This is a genomic window from Geminisphaera colitermitum TAV2, from assembly GCF_000171235.2.
In the GTDB taxonomy this organism is placed as follows: domain Bacteria; phylum Verrucomicrobiota; class Verrucomicrobiia; order Opitutales; family Opitutaceae; genus Geminisphaera; species Geminisphaera colitermitum.
This window is the reverse complement of the sequence record NZ_ABEA03000106.1, coordinates 1-19,222: the sequence shown is the minus strand read 5'-3', so window position 1 is coordinate 19,222 and position 19,222 is coordinate 1. Positions and strand designations below refer to the sequence as shown.

Below are 19,222 nucleotides of genomic sequence, written 5' to 3'. Positions count from 1 at the left end.
TACCTATGAATTTCGCATTCTCACACTACGCACGGCGGAGGCCTCGGAGAGGCCTCCCTACCAGGTAGGTGATGGCTACAGATTTCTTGATTTTACTCTAGAAGTTATAGGTGACGCGTCCGGTGCCCCAGAACTGCGAACCACCGTTGCCGAGCGTTTCGAGACCGCTGGTGTCGCTGTATTGCACACCCAAGGTGATCGTCAGCTTGTCGGTGAGGCGGTAGGGAAGATCGAACGAGGCTCCGTAATAAACGTAGTTTTCACTGATATCCGGGCCGGCAGCTTCGGGCGTGAAGTCGCTGCCGTCCACGTAGCCGGTGAAGATGCTGAGGCGTCCACTGAGTTTTTCGACGATGTGGCGGGTGTAGCTGGCGGCCAGTTCGGCGGTGAAGGCGGTGCGCTCGAAGTCGAAGTAGAGATAACCGGAGACGGCCAGCCCCTTGACTTGCGGGATGTTGGCAGTGAGGCCGAAGTAAGGCTCGAATGCGCTCTGGATGGTGTCGCTGAGCTTGTTCGGGTAGTAGTAGTAGGTGAGGCCGAAGTCGTAGTTGAGCCAGTCGTTGAGCTTGTCGGTGATGCCGAGATACACGTCGAATTCGCTGTTATCGGCGCCGTCGAGCGGTTGCACGGTGTAAAGGCCGCCATAAAGGTGCTGGTCGGGAAACTGGACCAAAGCGCCGGCGGTGATGGCCTTGTTGGAATACTTGAGGCCGCGGAAGACGTGCTTGGTGACGATGCCGACATCGGCCGTGTAATCGATGGTGAGCTTGTTATCGTTGCCGACTAGTCCGGTGGTCGGAGTGGTGGCAACTGCCTGGGCGACGAGACCCGTGGCGCCAAGGGAGAGCGCGGTGAGGAGGAGCGTGGTGGTTTTGGCAAACATGATGATGGTTGGTTTGGATGTTGGTTGGGTGGCGTTGCAGGGGCGTCGCAAGCGACGCCCCTGCGCGGCGGACGATCTCTAGTCGATCAGTAAACGAACGTGGACTCGTCCTTGATGACGGGTTCGTCGAGGAAGGAGCTCATGAACTCAAGGCGGGCGCGGCCGGAGCCGGGCTGGACACCCTGGGCCTCGATGCGGAGCTTGGTGGTGCCGCGAGGATCAAGGAGCACATCCGGGAAGGTCACGACCTGGCCCTCGATGGTGCCTTGCGCATCGCCGCTGGTGGAGACGGGGCGCAGTTGCTTGCTGAGGGTGACCTTGAACTGGCCGTTGACGGGCTTGAAGGAGCCTTGGTTGGAGACGACAATCGTGTAGATGGTGCTTTCGCCGACACGGACAGGGTCCTTGTTGTCGGTGATTTCGGTCATCACGCCGGGAGCGCCTTCCCACTCGGTGAGGGCGTCGGCCTTGGCGGCGAGGGACTTGCCGGTCGGGGAGTTGGCGGTGGCGCTGACGGAGTTGGTGGTGTCGCCCGGCTTGGACGCGGTCAGCACGACGTTGAAGGTGCGGCTCTGGCCGGGAGCAAGGTCAGGGAGGGTCCAGGTGAGACGGCCACGGCTGGGAGTGACGGCGGGCTCGGAGGAGACGACTTCGGTGCCGGAGGGGAGTTCGTCGGTGACAACAACGTTGGTCAGCGTGGTGTTGCCGGGGTTGCTGACGACGATCTGATAGGCAGCGTGCTTGAAGATGTAGGAGCGCGTGGTGCCGGTCTTGGAGAGACCGAGCTTGGACTCGACAACGTTGAGGACGGCCTGGGCCTGCACGGGCTGGCCGCCGTCGTGAACGGCGCTGGCGATGTTGGTGAGCGAACCGCCCTTCTTGATGTTGCCTACGACAGTGATTTCGCGGACTTCACCGGGCTGAAGATCGCCGATGACGGGCTTGAGGTTGCTGTCGCTGGTGATGCCATCTGGCAGGGTGTCGGTGATGACGACGTTGCGAGCGACGGCGGTGCCGGCGTTGCGGACGGCGATGCGGAAAGGCACGACGTCGCCGAGTTCGGCCGTGGCAACAGCGGTCTTGGTGATCTCAAGCCGGGGCGAGCCGGCAAAGAACGGAAGGACAACAACGGGATCGACGCACACGGTGCTCGTGGTCACGAAGTTGCCTTCGGTTTCCGGGCGCACGGTGACGAGGAGGTCCTTGACGTCGCCCTTGTTGAGCGAGGGCCAGGACCAGTTGAGATTTTGTCCGTTGACCTTGGCCTGCGGCTCGGTGCCGACGAGGGCGAGGCCGGCGGGCAGGTGCTCGGTGGCGGTGACATTGGTGACGTTCTCCAGCGCGGTGACGCGGAGGCGGTATTGATAAGCGCCACCGACTTGCGTGGAGGAGAGAAGCGTCTTCTCAACCGTGTAGAGGTTGGAGGTGAACTTCGAGGAAGGCGCAGCCGAGACGGCGGGCGCAGGAGCGGGTGCCGCGGCCTTGGGAGCGGCGGCCGGGACCGGAGCGGATTGCACGGTCTGAGCCGGAGCGACGCCGGTGGGGGCAATGGACGGCATCGACGGGTAGTTTTGCGAGGGCGGATTGGCCCGGTCAGAAGCGGCGTGAGCGAGAGTGCCCAACAAAGTGAACAGGCTAATTGCAGATGCGGCTGCGATACGAGAGACCGAGCCACGGAGGAATGTCCGTTTGGTTTTCATGGTAGTGGTAGGTGGTTTCCTATTGTCCCCTCTATTTTTAGAAGAGAACGCCGAGTATATGCACAATCGGCTTCTTGTCGAGCGTTTGAAATAAGTATTACGCAACCCAAATGCCATGCCCTGTCGGAAGGACAGGGCGGGCGGTCAGAACGTGGCATCCGTGAGAATCGCGACGCCGTGGGAATCGGTGACGAGATCCAGGAAAAATTCGCGGTCCGCGTCATGATTAACCGGATACACGCGGTCTGAAATCAAATCCGTGAGAGATGCGTCACTGGAGCTGGATCGGGATTTGGATCGGAACAAAACCCCGGGGCGAATCAAGAGGCGGGCCCGTGTCATTCCATCCGGCAAAAACACGCAGGCCAGCCGCCTGCCGCCGCCGGCGCCCATGCGAATGTAAACAGGAGTATCCGCAGCCGGCATGACAGTCACGGGGGGGACAACCCCGGCGGACGCGCAGCACCATGCGAGAAACTCAACGAGCCCTGTTTTTCTGTCGTTATTATCCAGACAGGCATCACCCAAAAACGTACCGACAAATACAATACGACCACCGCCGTCCCCGGCATGAGCCTCGCCGACGAGCACGCCGTCGGGGTGACGGGCGAGCACCCGTGAGTCCCCTGATGACGGAAATCCCGCCCAAGGCGTCACCCACTGGCGGGCTGGCAGGCGGATTGGTTTGCGAGACACGACTCCTTCTGGGAGCTCCGCGACCACGACGCCCTCCACCGGCAAATCTCGGCGCCCCACTTCGCCGCCAGGCAGCAAACCGAGACGCGAGAGAAACCGCCCCGCGGATTCACGATAAATGCCCTCCGGCGTGAACGCGCCGCACTCCGATTCGCACACCAGCGTGCCGCCACGCCGGACGAAGGCGGCGAGAGCATTTTCGAGTTTTTCGCTGGCCACGATCATGCGTGGCAGGAAAAGCACGCGCAGTTGAGGGCGCGCCTCGCACGCAGACGCGGGCGCGGCGAGTGCGGCGAGGTGGTCTTCCTCGATGACGGTATAGGGAATCGAAAGGCTCACCAGCGCCTGGCAATACCCTTCCAGCGCCTTGCGCGGCGTGGCCGCATTGCCTTCGAGCGACCAGTGCAGATAATAACTCGACGGGCTGAACAACACGCCCACCTCCGGCGCATCCGGTTCGTAGGCGGCGAGGAGTTCGCGATGCCGGGCTAAAATCGCGCCCGTCTTTTTCATCGCAGCGATGCGCGCCTCGGCATGACCATCGTTGCCGATCAACCCAAACCCCGCCGACTCGCGCCCGAACACTTCATCGCGCCAGCACCAGAACAACAGCTTGTCCGCCCCGCTTGCGAAACCGCGCCAGATCCAACGCTGCTGCGACGCCGCATCGACAACGGCGGTCGGCTGAAACCCAAGCGACCCGCGCCCGCCCTGCACTTCACTGAGCCAGAATTTCTTCGTTCCCGTAGGGGCTTCGCTTGCGAAGCCCGCGCCTGCCTTCTGGGCGGCGATATTCATCGCGGGCTTCGCAAGCGAAGCCCCTGCATTTACCCTTCCCGCACCCGCCGCCGCCGACCGCGCAAATTCCACCCGCGCCGTGAACACCGTATCGTCCATTCCGAACAACCGCGGAAAACTCGAACACCCCACGCCATCCAGTTCGTCCGCGAAAACCCAGTCGTTCCCGCGGTCCAGAGCATAGGAATGCGGCGCATCCGCCCGCCCCGACGTCAACGGCGACGGGTCGCCCGCATGAACCGTCACCGCCCGCTGCGGATCGAGCGATTTGATCAGATCGTAACGCCGCTTGCCGTGACGATTGGCCTTCCACGTCACGAACCGCTGCCACGCCATCATCTCGGTGAACGGACGCCAGAGTAGTTTCCCCGGCATGACCTCGCCCCAATTTCCATAACGCCGCTGCCACGCCGCATTCAACCCATCCAGCCCGCCGTATCGGGAATCCAACCACGCCCGAAACTCCCGCAAACAATGCGGACAAAAACACACCAGCGCATCCGACTGCTCATGCCAGCGCAGTTCGTTCCACGCATCCCAGCCGGCAAGATTGGCCGCGCCGCGATACCGCAAAACCACCTCGCGCAGAAATCCAGCCATGCGTTCCCACACCTCCGGATTCTCCGTGCAACCGCCCGGCGTGAGTCCGAAGTTGGACTCCTCGCGCAACGACGACACCACCCGATGCCCGAAGTTGTCGATCATCTCGCTGCCGGGGACCACATCATGAATCCAGTGCGGCTGGAGCTCCGCGATTGTGCTCAGGATCACGTCGAGCCCCGCGTTCGCCGCCATCTCCATCAGCCGGTCGTAGTCGTCAAACCGATACTCACCTGGCTTGCTTTCGACCCAGGCCCAGGTGACCCAAAGCTGGAGCGTATCGAGCCCCGAATCACGGATCCGTTTGATGTCGTCGGCCCAAAGTTTTTGGACGGGAAACGGAGGACGGTAGTATTGGACGCCAAGATTCATGAGAGTTTTGTTGATGAGAGAAAATCGATAAGTTCGCGCGCTGGATGGCATTTCGGTTTGTTTCGCCGAAAGTTTCGGAGTACCGATTCATCGGGCGGTTAAAAACCTGTTGACATCATTCCCAAAAACTTTTCCTTCCGTCAACGAAACTTAACGAAATAATTTTGTTTAAGTGTATCCGACCCGAAAATCACCTCCGTCATCCATGAAAACCAAATCCAGATTTGCATCCTCTTTCGTCGCCCCTTGGTGCGTCTTGATCGCCATCTTTGCTGCAAGTGCCAGCTCTGCGTCCGCGCAGACGCTCATTGCCCACTATAACCTCTCCCCTACCAACCCCACCGTCGGGAACCTGTTCACTGATTCGAGCCCCACTACCGAACAAACCCCCTCGCTAACGCTAAGCTCAGCGGGGGGGGGCGCCATCCGGAGCACCACCGTTTTAAGCCCTGACCCCACTGCCACTACCGCGGCAAGCGCGTTCTTTGATGGCAATGGGGGCCGTTATGTTAGAAATGGGACAGATTTCACCGGCTACACCGCCCTGACCTTTGACTGGCACATGATGTCAACCGGCACAGCCGATGGCGTACATACGGTCTTTGGTTCGGGTTCGAGCATGAACAATGCCGGCAGTTTTAGAGTTAACATCAACCCAGACCAAGAGACGTTAACCGTTCAACATAGAATGGCGGCGGGGGTCTTGGCACAAAGCACCTACAGTGTGGCCGGTCTTGATGACTGGCAGCATTACACCGTCACAATCGACAATTCCGTTGTTACAACCGACGGGCACCTTTCATTGTGGGTTGGCGGGCAGTTGCAAACACCCACAACAGCAACTATTTCCGGCACTGTCACTGGAGCAGCATTTGGATCCTCGTGGTTTGTCGTAGGCAGATACGCAGACGGCCTCACAGGGAACTTCACTGGCTATCTTCAAGATTTTAAGATCTACTCTGGCACCCTCATTCCCGAACCCGCCTCCATCGCCCTGTTTATCGGACTGGCCGGAGCGGCCATGGTGTTCGTTGTTCGTCGCCGCCGCTAAGGCTCGGCGACCATTCGCAGCGTCCCTTCGATAAAACGAAGGGACTCCCCCCCCCCCCTTCACTCTCTGCTTCTGCTCAAGCTAGAGGCAGGTATTCTTGTGCTGCCCCCAATTCTTACCTCCGTCATCCCTTCAATCTCTTTCGCTCGCTCTATTTCATGACATCCACGACCCCCATCTGGCAAAGCGTACGCCGCTCTCTTCTCGCGCTCGCAGCCTCCTCAATCCTCATTGCCCCATTTGCCATGGCCGCCGCTTCCAGCGGAACCAACTTACCCGTGCTCAAGGCCGAACTCGATCCCCCGCGCCGCTGGGTCGCATGGAGCCCCGACGAGATCGCCTCAATCACGACCTCCGAGGCTGACAAAGGCAAATCCACCACCGGCCTCCTCGACGGCAAGCCCGGCAGCTCCTCAATCTTGAAGCAACTCAAAGGCAGCACCACCACGCTCGTCTTCAAACAAGCCCGCGAAATCCGCCAACTCGCCTTCGTGCAAGGCGGTGCAAAACAAAGCTGGGTGCTCCCCCTCGAACTCAAACTCCGCATCGACGGCCGGGACGCCGCTCTCGTCACCCTCCAGAACGCCCCCGGCAAAATCCAATCGATTCCTCTCGGCCGGACCGTCACCAAACTCGAAGTCCAAGTCCTGCAGACCTACAGCGACGCACAGCGCAAGCAACCCTGGGGCGGCTTCTCCGGCATCGGCGAATCCCTCTACGGCATCAACGAGTGGAAGTTCACGCCCCCGCTTCAAGATCACCAACGCGACCTCCGTCTCACCATTGAGACACCCGTTGCCAACACCGCCACCGCCTGGATCATGGTCGGCTCGAAACTGCACTTCGACCTTCCGCCCCTTTCGCTCAAAGCAGGCAAACACACCTACACCGTCTCGCTCGACACCCTCAAACCCGCCCAAAACTACGGTTACGAGTTCCGGCCCCGCCACATCGCGAAATTCGTTCTCTCCGGCCCCGACGGCTACACCCCCATCCAACTTCACTCCATCGACGCCGTTCAGGCGCGAGTCGCCGAAGACCCATGGGAAGCTCTCCCGCCCATCGCCTTTCCCTCCCGTCAGATTGACGGCAAGACCTGGACCGAAGGCCACAGCTACCGCACCGCAGGACGCTTCGGCAACTCCACCTACAACGGCCTCGTCAACGAAGTTGTCAGCGGAAACTGGATACGCACCTACACCGCCCACGGCGGCAACCTTCAGCGCCGCCAGGACTTCGACTTCAGCATCGAAGGCTTCGAAATCGACAGCACCGACAGCACAGGCGAACTCTGGAACGTCAAACGCCGCGCTTGGAATCCCGATCGCGAAAAAATCTCCGCCAACTGGACGACCATGATCTTGGAACGTCCCGGCAAGGATGGCGCCAGCGCCCGCGTCACGACCGGCCTGCTCGCCCCCGGATTCCTCATCGACGCACCCAAAACCCTCATCTTCAGCTCCCGTGGCGGCGGCAGTCTCCCCGTCCGCAGCGGCGCACCCGACGAGGAAGAGGCCCGTTTCATGGCCCCCGAAATCTCCGGCTCCGGCAAACCCATGATCGGCCCCTCCGCCATTCTCACCAGCCAAGGGCTTCTCACCAAGCCCCAGACCATCCGCAATCTGCGTGAACCCTGGATCGTTGCCATCTGGGGCATTGCCGACGGCAAACCCACCTTCTGGGGAGACAAGGCCGTGGCCGTCCTCCTCACCGCCGACACCACCGGTTCCATCGAGTGGACCTCCTCCAACCTGCGCCTCCCTCCGGCCCGCTGGGGACTCTCCACCGCCTTCCACGGCCTGCTCAACGACGGCTGGAAAGCAAGCGACGTATCCAATCGCGCACGACAACTCACGCGCCTGCTGCGCACCTACCCCGTCGATTGCCGCGAATACTATCTCGTCGAAGACGGCGACGTGCGCATCCGCAACGAATTCCGCTACGACCGCTGGGGCAACCCCGCTTGGCAAAACCCCGACTATGCCCCCCTCCCCCCCATCTACAGTTGGGCACGCGACTCCGTTGCTTGGCAGGGCATCCCGGCTGGTTCCGCCTCCAGCAGCGAGGCGAACATCAAGACCCCCATCGGTCCCTTCCGCTGGGCCGACGGTGCCACGCTCGAATACACGCTTCCCCGCACACCCTCGCGCCACGCCGCCTGGCCGCGCCGGGAGGAATTCGTCGAAACCTATCAGGCCATGAGCGACGAAATCGCCACCCGGACGGCCTCCTCCTCCGGTCCCAGCCCAAGCAATCACCCTTGGATCATCGCCTACCATCACAAGTGGTCGCAGGGACTCATCGGCGGCAGCTACCATCAGCCGGAAGCGTTTAAAAAACTCCTTGATGTGGCCCGCACCAACGTCGAATGGCTGTATGCCCCCTCCTCTTGGATATTCCGCCGCGAACTCTTCACCGGCGAGCCGTATCAAATCTATGGCTGGCTCGACATGTCCACGCTCCCGGTGATGTTCGGCGATCCCAACTCCAATGTCGGCCAAGCCGCGTATTCACTTTATCTCTACGCCCTCTATTCCGGCGACTGGGCAACCGTCCGCCGCTTCTGGCCCCGCGTGATGGAAACCCTCCGCATCTTCGAAGTTCTCAACGACTGGGCCATCCCCGGCACCACTTCTCGCGAGGCCGTCAAATACGGCTCCATCGACATGGACACCATTGCCTACGCTGGCGTTGCTGCCATGCGCCGCATGGCCGAAGTCATCGGTGAAAAGGAGGACGCCGACCGCCTCGCCTACATGCAGGCCAAGATTGCGGGCGCCACCGGCTTCCGTTTCAACTTCCCCCGCTACCTCGACCCGGAGAACAAGCACCCCCGTCTCTACGGAGTCGGTTTCGCCGAGGACGGACCGGCCATCGAACGCGCCTCGCTCAAGAACACCGTCGCTCTCGACCACATCGCCATGGTCCTGACTTGGAGCGGCGAGATGCCCGAGATGTATGACTTCTACCTGAACCTCCTCGGCCCCGACTTCTTCACCCGGTTCCAACGCGACTTCATGGACGTGCATTTCAGCGACTGGCGGCAAATGGCCCACAACCAAGTCAGAAGTGCCGCTCACATTGCCAACCGCGCCTGGCTCCCCGACTGGCCAGCCGACGGCCTGAAGGCCGACCTTGATGCCTGGCTCGCCCACATCAAAAAGAAACATGCCCGTTACGAGACAGCCGGCATGTTCGGCACCTACACCGCCCACGAAACCGGGGTATATTTCGTCGGCTGGGAACCCTCGCGCTTCATCAGTTCCCGTTACGATCACGCCACACGCACCCTTACCGTGGAACTGGAGAACGCGCAGCCATTCGAACTCAAAGTGCATTCGCCGTCACCCGTTTCCTCGTTGAAACTTGATGGCAGCCCGCAAGCCCTCACAGGCATTCGCTCCTCTGGCAATCACCACACCATCCCCCTCGCCCATGGAGGGAAAATCGAAATCCGCTTCTCAACCGCCACCCACTAACCCACATCTCCCATGCGTTTTCTCCACTCTCCATTCCTGCTCCGGGCCACTGCGCTGTCCGCCATCCTTGTTTTCGGCGGCACCAGCAACGCGGTCGCCGAGGGATGGAGCGTCACCTTCGACAAAAAATTTGTCGCCAGCACAGGCCAGGCTCCGTCCAACGCATGGAAAGCCCAAATCAGTCCGAACGGCCGCAAGGGTCCCGCCGTTCTTTTGGAGAAAGACGGTCGCCTCACCTATTCCTCCACCGATAAAGACGGAGCCGCCATCATCCCGCCTGTCACGGGAAAGATCGAATTCGATTTTTTCCCCGAACCCGGTCGGCACCCCTCGTATGCCGCCTTTGATTCTGGCAACATCCTTCTGTTCGGCCTGCGGGGTGACTCCCGCCTCCGGGCCGCGATCAAGCTCAGCGACAAGACCGAACTCAAACTCGTTTCCCGGGAGGGACTCCCGCTTCGTCAGTGGACGAAAATCACCCTCGAATGGAATCTCACCAAACCCGCCGATCAGATCACCCTGTCAATCGACGGAGAGGTGGTGGATCGCAAGACAACCGTCGCCACCCGACTCAAAGCCCCCGCTGACATTTTCACTTGGGGCATGTACAATTGGGGCGGCCGCGCGTGGAACGGAATGTATGATAACCTCACAATAAAATAACATATTCACTTTTAAGCTGTTAGTTATTGACGCAGCCGCTTCATTCCCCCTCCTCCCCCCCCCCCCCCACACACACAAGCTTCCGCTCTCATCCCCAAAACCAACATCAACATGACTTGCACATTTCCCAAAACCATTTGCCGGCGGTCTGAGTTGGCCGCTTTTACCCTCATTGAACTGCTCACCGTGATCGTCATCATCGGTATCTTGGCGGCGATCATTTTGCCTGTGATATCGCGGGTCAAACAATCGGCACGCGAGACCCAATGCACCGCCAGGATTCGCCAATGGGCCTTCGCCACTCAACTCTACGTCATCGATAGCAAGGGTATTTTCCCAAACACAGCCGGCAGTTTTGCCCACCAAGCTCTCATTCCTTACCTGAATACTAAGATTGAAGGTGCTAACTATGGTGAGCGAAGAATCTATTTCCTCGCGTGCCCGGCACCACTCGAGAAAAACGGGAAAGATACGTATTGGATGTACGGCTTTAATGAGTCCATCTCCCAACAACCCGCATCCCTCATTACGCAACCATCCCGACTCATTCTCGCAGGCTGCTCATCTAGCCAATGGGTGAATAAAACTCGTTGGGCAACGACCCCCAAGCCACATCGCGGCAAAGTAAACATTGTACACCTTGATGCATCCGCTCGGCTCGCGAAAGTCAGCACCCTGATGAAGGCCGACCTCAGCCGGGAAACCCCAAGTTACAGCGCAGGTGACGAAAACTCCCCCTTGGGAGACCCCGCCAACGACAAGTAGCCCCTCCTGAATCCCTTGCCTCCCCCCCGCACCGACCTTGACGCACCAGCCAATCAGATTATCTGATTCGCGCCAATGAACACGACCCTGACTGAGTTCCAACGCAGCTTCAGAACCGCACGGGAAGCTGCGGACAAAGGTGAAAGCGTCATCATTGAAGCCGGCAACCAACGCTACGTATTCGAAACACTCGGCGAACCACGAAATCCATTTACAGGAATGCGAGGCGTGTTTGGCGCGGTAAAATTAACCGGGAAAAAAGGCGCACATCGTGAGCAAATCCGCCGCAGTCTGGCCAAGAAGCATCGTGGTTGATTCCGGCGTTCTGGCTGCAGCGATTGACGCCGGTGAATCCGCTCACGAATGGGCCGTTGCCGCGTTGCGCCGCCACAAAGGCACGTTTTTCACCTGCGAAGCCTGCATCGCCGAGGCAACCCACATCCTCGAAAACGACGCCACGGCCATGCGCGCACTGTCACGCCTGATCGCCCCCATGCGTGTTATCAGTTTCGCCGACGATGCCTCCTCCATGCTCGTTGCCATGACGCACCTATCACCACGCATGGATTATGCGGATGCCTGCGTGGTACGCATCGTAACAGAACGCCGGGACGCCTTTGTGTTGACCGTCGATTACCGTGATTTTGCCACTTACCGGGTCCCCTTTTCCTGCCCTCGCGGGGATTTTTATTTGTAGCCCTCCCCCCCCGCTCTCTCTCCTCCAAAGACATGCTCCCCGCACGGACTCTCTCGTTGTAAAGAACGGACGAATTTCATTCAATTTTGCGTTCCCTTACCTGCTCATGAGCAAACCCGAAAAATCCACCATCGACGTTCAGGGCATCACCGTGTCCGTCGTATCGCAAAAAGAAGAAGACTACGTCTGCATCACCGACATCGCCCGCTACAAAAACCCAGAGCACACGGACGACCTAGTGCGCAATTGGTTGCGCAATCGGAATACCATCGAATTCCTCGGCGTCTGGGAACGACTCAATAACCTGCATTTTAATCCCGTCGAATTCGACGGGATTAAAACACAAGCAGGGCTCAACAGTTTCACGCTGACTCCCAAGCAATGGATCGAGAAGACCAATGCCATCGGCATCATTTCCAAGGCGGGCCGTTATGGAGGCACCTATGCGCACCGGGACATCGCACTCGAATTCGCTTCGTGGATATCAGTCGAATTCAAACTCTACCTCATCAAGGAACTTCAACGCCTCAAAGAAGACGAAAGCCGCCGTCTCTCGCTCGCGTGGAACCTCAACCGCACACTCTCCAAACTCAACTACCGCATCCATACTGACGCCATCAAAGCGCACCTCATTCCGGCGGTGGTGACGCGCGAACAAGCGGCGGTTGTTTACTCCAGCGAAGCCGATGTGCTCAACGTCGCCCTGTTTGGGCAAACCGTCCGCCAGTGGCGCGACACCAACTCGAAACTCGATGGCAACATGCGCGACCACGCCTCTATCGAACAACTGCTGGTTCTGGCCAACATCGAAGGGATGAACGCCGAGTTTATCCACATGGGTCTGGCGCAAAACGAACGCCTCACCCGACTCAATGCCATTGCCATCCGCCAGATGGAAACGCTCGCCGGACGAATCGCCACGCTGCCCGGTGAAAACAAAAACCTGAAACCCTGACCCGCCATCTGTCCCCCCCCCCCCCCCCCCGCCGCCTTCCCGCCCTCCTTTTCGCCCTCCTTCGCCATCACAAGCGATGCCGGAGTCTGACAGCAGCGGAAGGCCGATTTGCATTTTGTTCAACCGATGTTCACGCTGTTCTCCATGAGCACTCTAACCACGCATCATTCCCCCGTTACCCTCAATGGTGAGGAAGGACTGGTCCTTCGCGGAGAATTTCCCGGAACGTTTTGCTTTGTCCCGAATGACTGCGCTGAAATCCGTCCAGATACTCATGTCGTCGTATTGCGATCGCGTTATCTGATGAGCACTTGGGCGCGACGGAATGTCCGTTTGAATCCTGGACGCACAGTAGGCTCACATCTATTTCCGGAAGAAGGTGCCGAGCCGTTGTCAGCGGACGAGGCAAGCGTTCGTCGTTTTCTGCAATCCGCGGCTAAAATCATCGGTTGATTCGCTGATGAATACACTCGTGGACAATCGGGTTCAGTGTATTCGAAAAGCCGTGCGAACCGCCACAGGCAGTGATTCGCCAGAGTTGTCATCCACGCTCCGGTTCCTCGAACAACACGGTTTCGACCTCCATGATGAACATGAGGATCTGGTTCTCTATCGGGTTTATCGTGACGAAATGTTTTCGGGAGAAGCCCGCACCTTCGCGGACATCGTTATTCCGGGCATTGAAACACGAAAAGCGTTTCCTCCCACCAACACCTACGGCATTCATTTCAGAAAAATTTACACCCCGGCCTCTCCTCCCATTGGACGCGGAGAAACACCGGAAGTGGAGTTTGCACGAACGATACGCGCATTGTCCAAAATTCCCACAGACTTGGGCAACCGGCTCAAACCACTGGCGCACGAATCGCTTGTCTATCGCAGTCGTGTGGTGCCGGGGCAGACCTTTGCGGCAATGAGCCCATTTTCCGATCTATCGTATGAGGACGCTATCGCCGCCCCCTTGATTCCGGAAGTCGCCGACCGTCTGGAAATGAGAATAAGCGCAAGCTATGACGCGACTCTGCGCTTGCACAAAGCGGGCGTATTGCACGGCGACCTCCACCTCGATAACATCATGTGGATTGCCGATGATCCCACCGCTCCGGTACAGCCAATCGACCTTGCTTCGACAGTCTTCAAGGAGGACATCAGCGCACAAGAATGGGACATGGGTGTGTTTGACGATTTGAACGAATTCCTCCGCGAAGCTGGATTGCTCCAGCTCAATCAAAAGCGACGCATTATCGGATGCTGTTTTGATGAAGCCCGAAAACTAGCGTCCGAATTGTTCCCCGAAGACATTGCCACCGCGCTAAGAGCACTCTGAGCCTCGAACAACCGACTCCGATAAAAACAAAAGACTAAAACCCTGTCTCCCCCCCCCCCCCCCCGCCCTCCCGCCTTCCCGCCTTCCTCTCCACATTTCCACCCATGCCACGCAAGCCCAAGCGCACTACTGTTTACAGCCTCGGCAACGAACTCGACGTCTCGGTCGCCACCATCAGCAATGTATTCACAAAAACGGTAGGATTAGCGAAGGGAAGAAGGTTCGTAATCCCGCTGTTGAATGCATCGGGGACCAAAGGCAGGATGCCACTTTGAAACATGGTTACTTTTGACGATATTTTGCAGGCCGCACGCATCGGCGAGAATTCCGACTGGGAATTCAAATCGGCCTCCGGCGGACTACCGGGCAGTCTTTGGGAAACCTACAGTGCCATGGCGAATACCGAAGGCGGCACAATCGTGCTCGGCGTATCGGAAAAAACAGGACAAACGCGTCTGGATGGCCTTTCCGCTGAACAGGCGGAACACCTCCGGCGTGATCTCTGGAACACCGTACGAAACCGGGGCAAAGTGAACATTGATCTACTGCGCGAGGAGGATGTGCAGGTCATCCCGGCAGGTTCCACGTTTCTCATCCTCATACGCGTGCCGCGGGCGAGTCGCACCCAGCGCCCAGTTTACCTCAATGCACAGCCTCTGGGGAACACTTACCGACGACGCCATGAAGGCGATTTTCGATGCACGGAAGAAGAAGTTCGCCGGATGTTTGCCGATGCCGGGACTACTCCTCCTGACTATCGCGTTTTGCCCGGTTTCAGCCTCGCAGACCTTGATCCCACCAGCCTCACCCAATACCGGCAACGGCTCCGATCAACCAAAGGCGATCATCCATGGCTGGCACTCGATGAGCAGGCGCTGCTGGAAAAACTCGGCGGATGGCGCATGGACCGCGAATCAGGTCAGTCAGGACTGACGCTCGCCGGATTGCTGATGTTCGGAAAGAGTGAAGCCCTGCGCGATCCGGCGGCGCTGCCTCGCTTCATGGTCGATTACCGGGAAAAACTGGAGCCGGGATTACGCTGGACAGACAGAGAGCATCCAGACGGAACATGGGAAGGAAATCTGTTTCAGTTCTACCAACGCGTCTGGCCCAAACTGGCCCGCGGCCTGTCCGTGCCGTTCAAACTGGAGGACGGTCAGCGCAAAGACGAAACACCGGTGCACGAAGCGTTGCGGGAAGCTTTTGTCAACGCACTCATCCATGCCGATCACTCCGCTCCAGGCGGCGTTGTCGTGGAACGTTACGCAGACCGCTACGTTTTCGAAAATCCCGGCACACTGCTCGTCTCCTTCGATCAATTCTGGCGCGGCAACCTGAGCGAGTGCCGCAACAAGGCACTGCAACAGATGTTTTTTATGATCGGTGGCGGTGAACGCGCCGGATCGGGCGTGGACAAAATCAAGGCCGGTTGGAAAAGCCAGCACTGGCGCGCCCCGCAACTGGAAACATCCATCGGTCCCGACCGCGTCCGCTTGACCCTGTTGATGGTGAGCCTGATTCCAGATTCCACCTTGAATGAACTCAAAACTCGCTTGGGAAATCGTTTCTCCCACTTGAGCCCTCAAGGACTGCAAGCCCTCGCTACTGCCCATTTGGAAAACTCCGTCACCAATCAGCGACTACAACAACTCTTGGATGACCATCCGACTGACATCACCTACCTTCTGACCAAACTCTGCGACCGAGGACTGCTAGTGTCAGACGGGAAGAGACGCTGGACACGCTATCGTTTGCCTTGGATGCCAATGCCTTCCTCCTCCGCCTTCCCCGTGGACTCCTCACCTAAGCCTGCGAGCTCCTCACCTAAGCCCTTGGACTCCTCTCTTAAGCCAACGAACTCCTCTCTTAAGGATGCGCAACCTGACACTTGGGCTCAGTTGGAAACACTAGCAGCGCCCGTGGCGAAATCGAAACGCTCGACGGTAACACAGGTCCGCCAAGCAATCTTGGAACTGTGCTCCCAAAATTTCCTCACGCTCGGAGAACTGGCGGAACTCTTGAAACGCCAGCCCAATCCACTTCGGAACGACTACCTCAGTCCGCTCGTGAAAGAGCGCCACCTGACCCGACGTTTCCCCAATGACATCAATCACCCGCAACAAGCTTACCAAACACTCGCCCCACAACCGACTCCGATAAAAACAAAAGGGAGGTTCTAAAAATTGAAAAATCACACAGAGGACACAGAGAAAACACAGAGATATGGGAGGACAAAACGACTCCGCACCTTCTCCCGTTAATAAAGATTTTCTATTGAAAATAAATGGCTTACAGAAAAATCACCTTGCAGAAAAAACATCCGATAATCGGACAGTCCTCCCCAATCTCTGTGCCCGCTCTGTGTCCTCTGTGTAATTCTTAGAAGCTCCTAAAAGACTAAAACCCTGTCTCTCCCCCCCCCCTCCCGCCTTCCCGCCCTCCCGCCTTCCTCTCCACATTCCCTCCCATGCCACGCAAACCCAAGCGCACTACTGTTTACAGCCTCGGCAACGAACTCGACGTCTCGGTCGCCACCATCAGCAAAGCCCTGCGCGGGTCGCCCGAAATCAGCGTCGAACTCCGAAAAAAAGTCCGCGATCTCGCCGCCAAACGAAATTTCAAACCCCGCGTCGTCAGCCGCAAAGTTCCCAACATCTGCGTGCTCATTCAGCAATACCCCGGCCACACCCTCGACTTCGGATTGTTCCTCTCAACCGTCATGGAAGGCGTTGCGCAATACGTGCAGGAGGAGGGCCTCGAAATGAGCATCTTCGCCGATACCATCGACAAGCTCAACGCCTGCGACATCGTCCGCGAACTCCGCCGCCGCTCCATCGACGGCGCCGTCATCCTCCGCTCCAACGACGAAAGCACCTACTTCGCCCAACTCGACGCCGAAGGATTTCCCCACTGCGCGCTCCTCAGCACCACGCCCGCGCATCGCGACAACGTCATCACGGTCAACAACGACGAAGTCGGCTACCGCGCCACCCGTCATCTGATCGACAAAGGCCACCGTGAGATTGGCGTTCTCGTCAGCCCGCCCGCCGGTGTATCCGGTCAGGCACGACTTTCCGGCTACCGGCGCGCACTCGCCGAGGCTGGCATCGCCTTCAACGAACAACTCGTCGCCCACGAAGTCCCGGACAAAACCGGGCTGCAATTTGGCAGCGACGCCGTGCAAACCCTCACCCGCGCCAACCCGCGCATGACCGCCCTCTTTGTCATGGACCACGCTGTAGTTGTCGGGCTGCTACACGGAGCCTCGCGTATCGGCCTCTCCATCCCGCGCGACCTTTCCGTGATCTCGTGTGACGACTATCCCGAGACCGCATTTCTCCAACCTCCCGTGACCGTGATCGACATCCCCAACCGCGCGCTCGGCTACGAAGCCGCCCGTCAGGTTTACCGTCTGATTCGCGGCCTCGCCCCGCTCCCCATCGACACGCACATCGACCTCAACGGCCGCCTCATCGAACGCGAAAGCACACGGACGATTTGACGGAGGGCGGCTCTCCCCCCCCCCCCCCCCTCCGATATTCAACATTCAACGTTCAATGTTCAGCGTTCGACGTTGGATGTTGGGCGTTGGACGTTGGACGTTCGGCGGCAAAGCCGCCGCCCCTCCTTTGCCCGCCGCGGCATAATCAGCTTCCCCCTGCGGCATTCGCGTTTCACTCTTGGACTTTCTCCGCATGAAAGTTCACCGCACACGACTCATTCTCCGCCCCGATGCCAAACGCGTCTTTTTCCGCCCCTTCGAAATCACAGACGCCGCGCGCATCAGCCGCATCGTGGCGCGAGTCATGTCGATCAACGAACGCGAAGCCGAGGCCGAATGCCGCTTTGTCCTCAGCCATTTTGTGGACCGCCATACCCGCCTGCGCGACTACCTGCTCGAACGCTTCGAATCCGTGCGCGACCACCTCATCACGGACAAACCCCTCAGCGAATCGCGCCGCCTCCTGCTCGGCTCGTATTTCACCCAGGAATACTCGCTCGAAGCCGCCGCGCTCTTCAACCCCTCCATCGTCCCCCACCCCGACCAAAGCGGACTCGACGCCGGCGCGCTCCGCTTCGTGCTCAGCCTGCGCGCCGTCGGCGAAGGCCACATCTCCTCCATCGTCTTTCGCACCGGCATGATTGCGCCCGACGGCACCATCTCCGTCAGCGAACCCACGCCCTTCGTCACCGCCGCCACCCCCGTCCCCGAAGCGCGCCACGACAAAGCCGGCTTCGAACGCCGCCTCTCCGAACTCGGCCTGCGCACCCGCCACGCCATCGCGCTCCTCGCCGAACTTGGCGACTCCTTCACCGCGCAAGACCTCGAACGCGTTGTCTCCAGCATCCGCCGGCGCGACCGCGACTTCGCCGTCCGCAGCCAGGAAACCGTGCAAGGCATGATCGCCCTCGTCCGCGCCAACTACGAAATCACCTTCGACCCCGGCAGCCGCCTCTCCGAACGCGTTATATTCCCCTCCACCGCCGCCGAAAGCCGAGGCATTGAGGACGCCCGCTTCGTCCTCTTCCGCGAAGACGACGGCTCCGTCGCCTGGCACGGCACCTACACCGCCTACGACGGCCGCGTCATCCTCCCCCAACTCGTCACCACCGACGATTTTCTGCGCTTCCGCATCGCCTCGCTCAACGGCCCCGAAGTCCGCAACAAAGGCTTCGCCCTCTTCCCCCGCCGCATCGGCGGCCGCTACGCCATGCTCTCGCGGCAGGACAACGAAAACATCCACCTGATGTTCTCCGACAGTATCCATTTCTGGGATACCCGCCAGACACTCCTCCGTCCCACCCACCCCTGGGAGTTCGTGCAACTCGGCAACTGCGGCTCGCCCATCGAGACCGAGGCCGGCTGGCTCGTGCTCACGCACGGAGTCGGCCCCATGCGCCGCTACACCATCGGGGCCATACTGCTTGACCGCGACGATCCCTCGCGCGTTATTGGACGACTTCGCGAGCCCTTGCTCGAGCCCATCCGCAACGAACGCGAGGGCTACGTTCCCAACGTCGTCTATTCCTGCGGCGCTCTCGTGCACGCCGGCCGCCTCATCCTCCCGTATGCGATGAGCGACCAATGCGCCAGCTTCGCCACCGTCCCGCTCGACGAACTCCTCGCCGAGCTCACGGACAATTAACCGCAACCCACGCGTCCAAACCAAAACAAAATTCACCACAAAGACACGAAGACACAGAGCAAAAGCGCACGAAGGATCCTCCCCCCCCC

Annotated in this window: 16 protein-coding genes; 13 read left to right on the top strand and 3 right to left on the bottom strand. The window is 59.3% G+C overall.

The annotated features are described in order from the left end of the window. Positions 1–97: 97 nt before the first annotated feature. The 3 genes from OBACDRAFT_RS12630 to OBACDRAFT_RS12620 form a co-directional block, all read right to left on the bottom strand. Positions 98–883: a TorF family putative porin gene (locus OBACDRAFT_RS12630; RefSeq protein WP_043586215.1), complete on the bottom strand. Its 786-nt coding sequence runs from the start codon at positions 881–883 to the stop codon at positions 98–100. Between the two features lie 86 nt (positions 884–969). After that, positions 970–2,583 carry a DUF11 domain-containing protein gene (locus OBACDRAFT_RS12625; RefSeq protein ID WP_081722022.1) on the bottom strand — a complete coding sequence of 538 codons (1,614 nt, stop codon included), beginning with the start codon at positions 2,581–2,583 and terminating at the stop codon, positions 970–972. A 144-nt stretch (positions 2,584–2,727) separates the two neighbouring features. Beyond that, positions 2,728–5,049 carry a beta-galactosidase gene (locus OBACDRAFT_RS12620; protein ID WP_081722021.1) on the bottom strand — a complete coding sequence of 774 codons (2,322 nt, stop codon included), beginning with the start codon at positions 5,047–5,049 and terminating at the stop codon, positions 2,728–2,730. A 205-nt stretch (positions 5,050–5,254) separates the two neighbouring features. On the opposite strand from OBACDRAFT_RS12620, the gene OBACDRAFT_RS12615 reads away from it, so the two are divergent. The 13 genes from OBACDRAFT_RS12615 to OBACDRAFT_RS12565 all read left to right on the top strand — a co-directional run bounded on the left by OBACDRAFT_RS12615 (position 5,255) and on the right by OBACDRAFT_RS12565 (position 19,133). Continuing rightward, the gene (locus OBACDRAFT_RS12615) at positions 5,255–6,100 is read left to right on the top strand and encodes a LamG-like jellyroll fold domain-containing protein (protein ID WP_043586144.1); all 846 of its coding nucleotides are present in this window, start codon (positions 5,255–5,257) and stop codon (positions 6,098–6,100) included. A gap of 158 nt (positions 6,101–6,258) precedes the next feature. Continuing rightward, positions 6,259–9,579: a hypothetical protein gene (locus tag OBACDRAFT_RS12610; RefSeq protein WP_043586142.1), complete on the top strand. Its 3,321-nt coding sequence runs from the start codon at positions 6,259–6,261 to the stop codon at positions 9,577–9,579. 12 nt (positions 9,580–9,591) lie between these two features. After that, positions 9,592–10,242 carry a LamG-like jellyroll fold domain-containing protein gene (locus OBACDRAFT_RS12605; RefSeq protein WP_043586140.1) on the top strand — a complete coding sequence of 217 codons (651 nt, stop codon included), beginning with the start codon at positions 9,592–9,594 and terminating at the stop codon, positions 10,240–10,242. Positions 10,243–10,353: 111 nt separating this feature from the next. Beyond that, a complete protein-coding gene (locus OBACDRAFT_RS12600; RefSeq protein ID WP_052361907.1) occupies positions 10,354–11,007 on the top strand; it encodes a type II secretion system protein in 654 nt (217 codons plus the stop codon). 75 nt (positions 11,008–11,082) lie between these two features. Continuing rightward, positions 11,083–11,322, top strand: coding sequence for a hypothetical protein (locus OBACDRAFT_RS12595; protein WP_043586138.1), 240 nt, complete (start codon positions 11,083–11,085; stop codon positions 11,320–11,322). Continuing rightward, a complete protein-coding gene (locus OBACDRAFT_RS12590) occupies positions 11,279–11,704 on the top strand; it encodes a PIN domain-containing protein (protein WP_157837054.1) in 426 nt (141 codons plus the stop codon). Before OBACDRAFT_RS12595 ends, OBACDRAFT_RS12590 begins: the two co-directional genes overlap by 44 nt. Positions 11,705–11,810: 106 nt before the next feature. Further along, positions 11,811–12,659: a KilA-N domain-containing protein gene (locus tag OBACDRAFT_RS12585; RefSeq protein ID WP_043586134.1), complete on the top strand. Its 849-nt coding sequence runs from the start codon at positions 11,811–11,813 to the stop codon at positions 12,657–12,659. A 144-nt stretch (positions 12,660–12,803) separates the two neighbouring features. Next, positions 12,804–13,112, top strand: coding sequence for a hypothetical protein (locus tag OBACDRAFT_RS28225; protein ID WP_157837053.1), 309 nt, complete (start codon positions 12,804–12,806; stop codon positions 13,110–13,112). Positions 13,113–13,164: 52 nt separating this feature from the next. Beyond that, positions 13,165–13,986: a BUD32 family EKC/KEOPS complex subunit gene (locus OBACDRAFT_RS12580; RefSeq protein ID WP_198529897.1), complete on the top strand. Its 822-nt coding sequence runs from the start codon at positions 13,165–13,167 to the stop codon at positions 13,984–13,986. Positions 13,987–14,090: 104 nt separating this feature from the next. Next, positions 14,091–14,261 (top strand): hypothetical protein, encoded by a 171-nt coding sequence (locus tag OBACDRAFT_RS28220; RefSeq protein ID WP_157837052.1) that lies wholly within the window; start codon positions 14,091–14,093, stop codon positions 14,259–14,261. A gap of 3 nt (positions 14,262–14,264) precedes the next feature. Further along, a complete protein-coding gene (locus OBACDRAFT_RS12575) occupies positions 14,265–16,166 on the top strand; it encodes an ATP-binding protein (RefSeq protein ID WP_052361906.1) in 1,902 nt (633 codons plus the stop codon). Positions 16,167–16,453: 287 nt separating this feature from the next. Continuing rightward, positions 16,454–17,488 carry a LacI family DNA-binding transcriptional regulator gene (locus OBACDRAFT_RS12570; RefSeq protein ID WP_043586130.1) on the top strand — a complete coding sequence of 345 codons (1,035 nt, stop codon included), beginning with the start codon at positions 16,454–16,456 and terminating at the stop codon, positions 17,486–17,488. Between the two features lie 193 nt (positions 17,489–17,681). Further along, positions 17,682–19,133, top strand: coding sequence for a glycoside hydrolase family 130 protein (locus OBACDRAFT_RS12565; protein WP_043586210.1), 1,452 nt, complete (start codon positions 17,682–17,684; stop codon positions 19,131–19,133). Positions 19,134–19,222 lie beyond the last annotated feature (89 nt).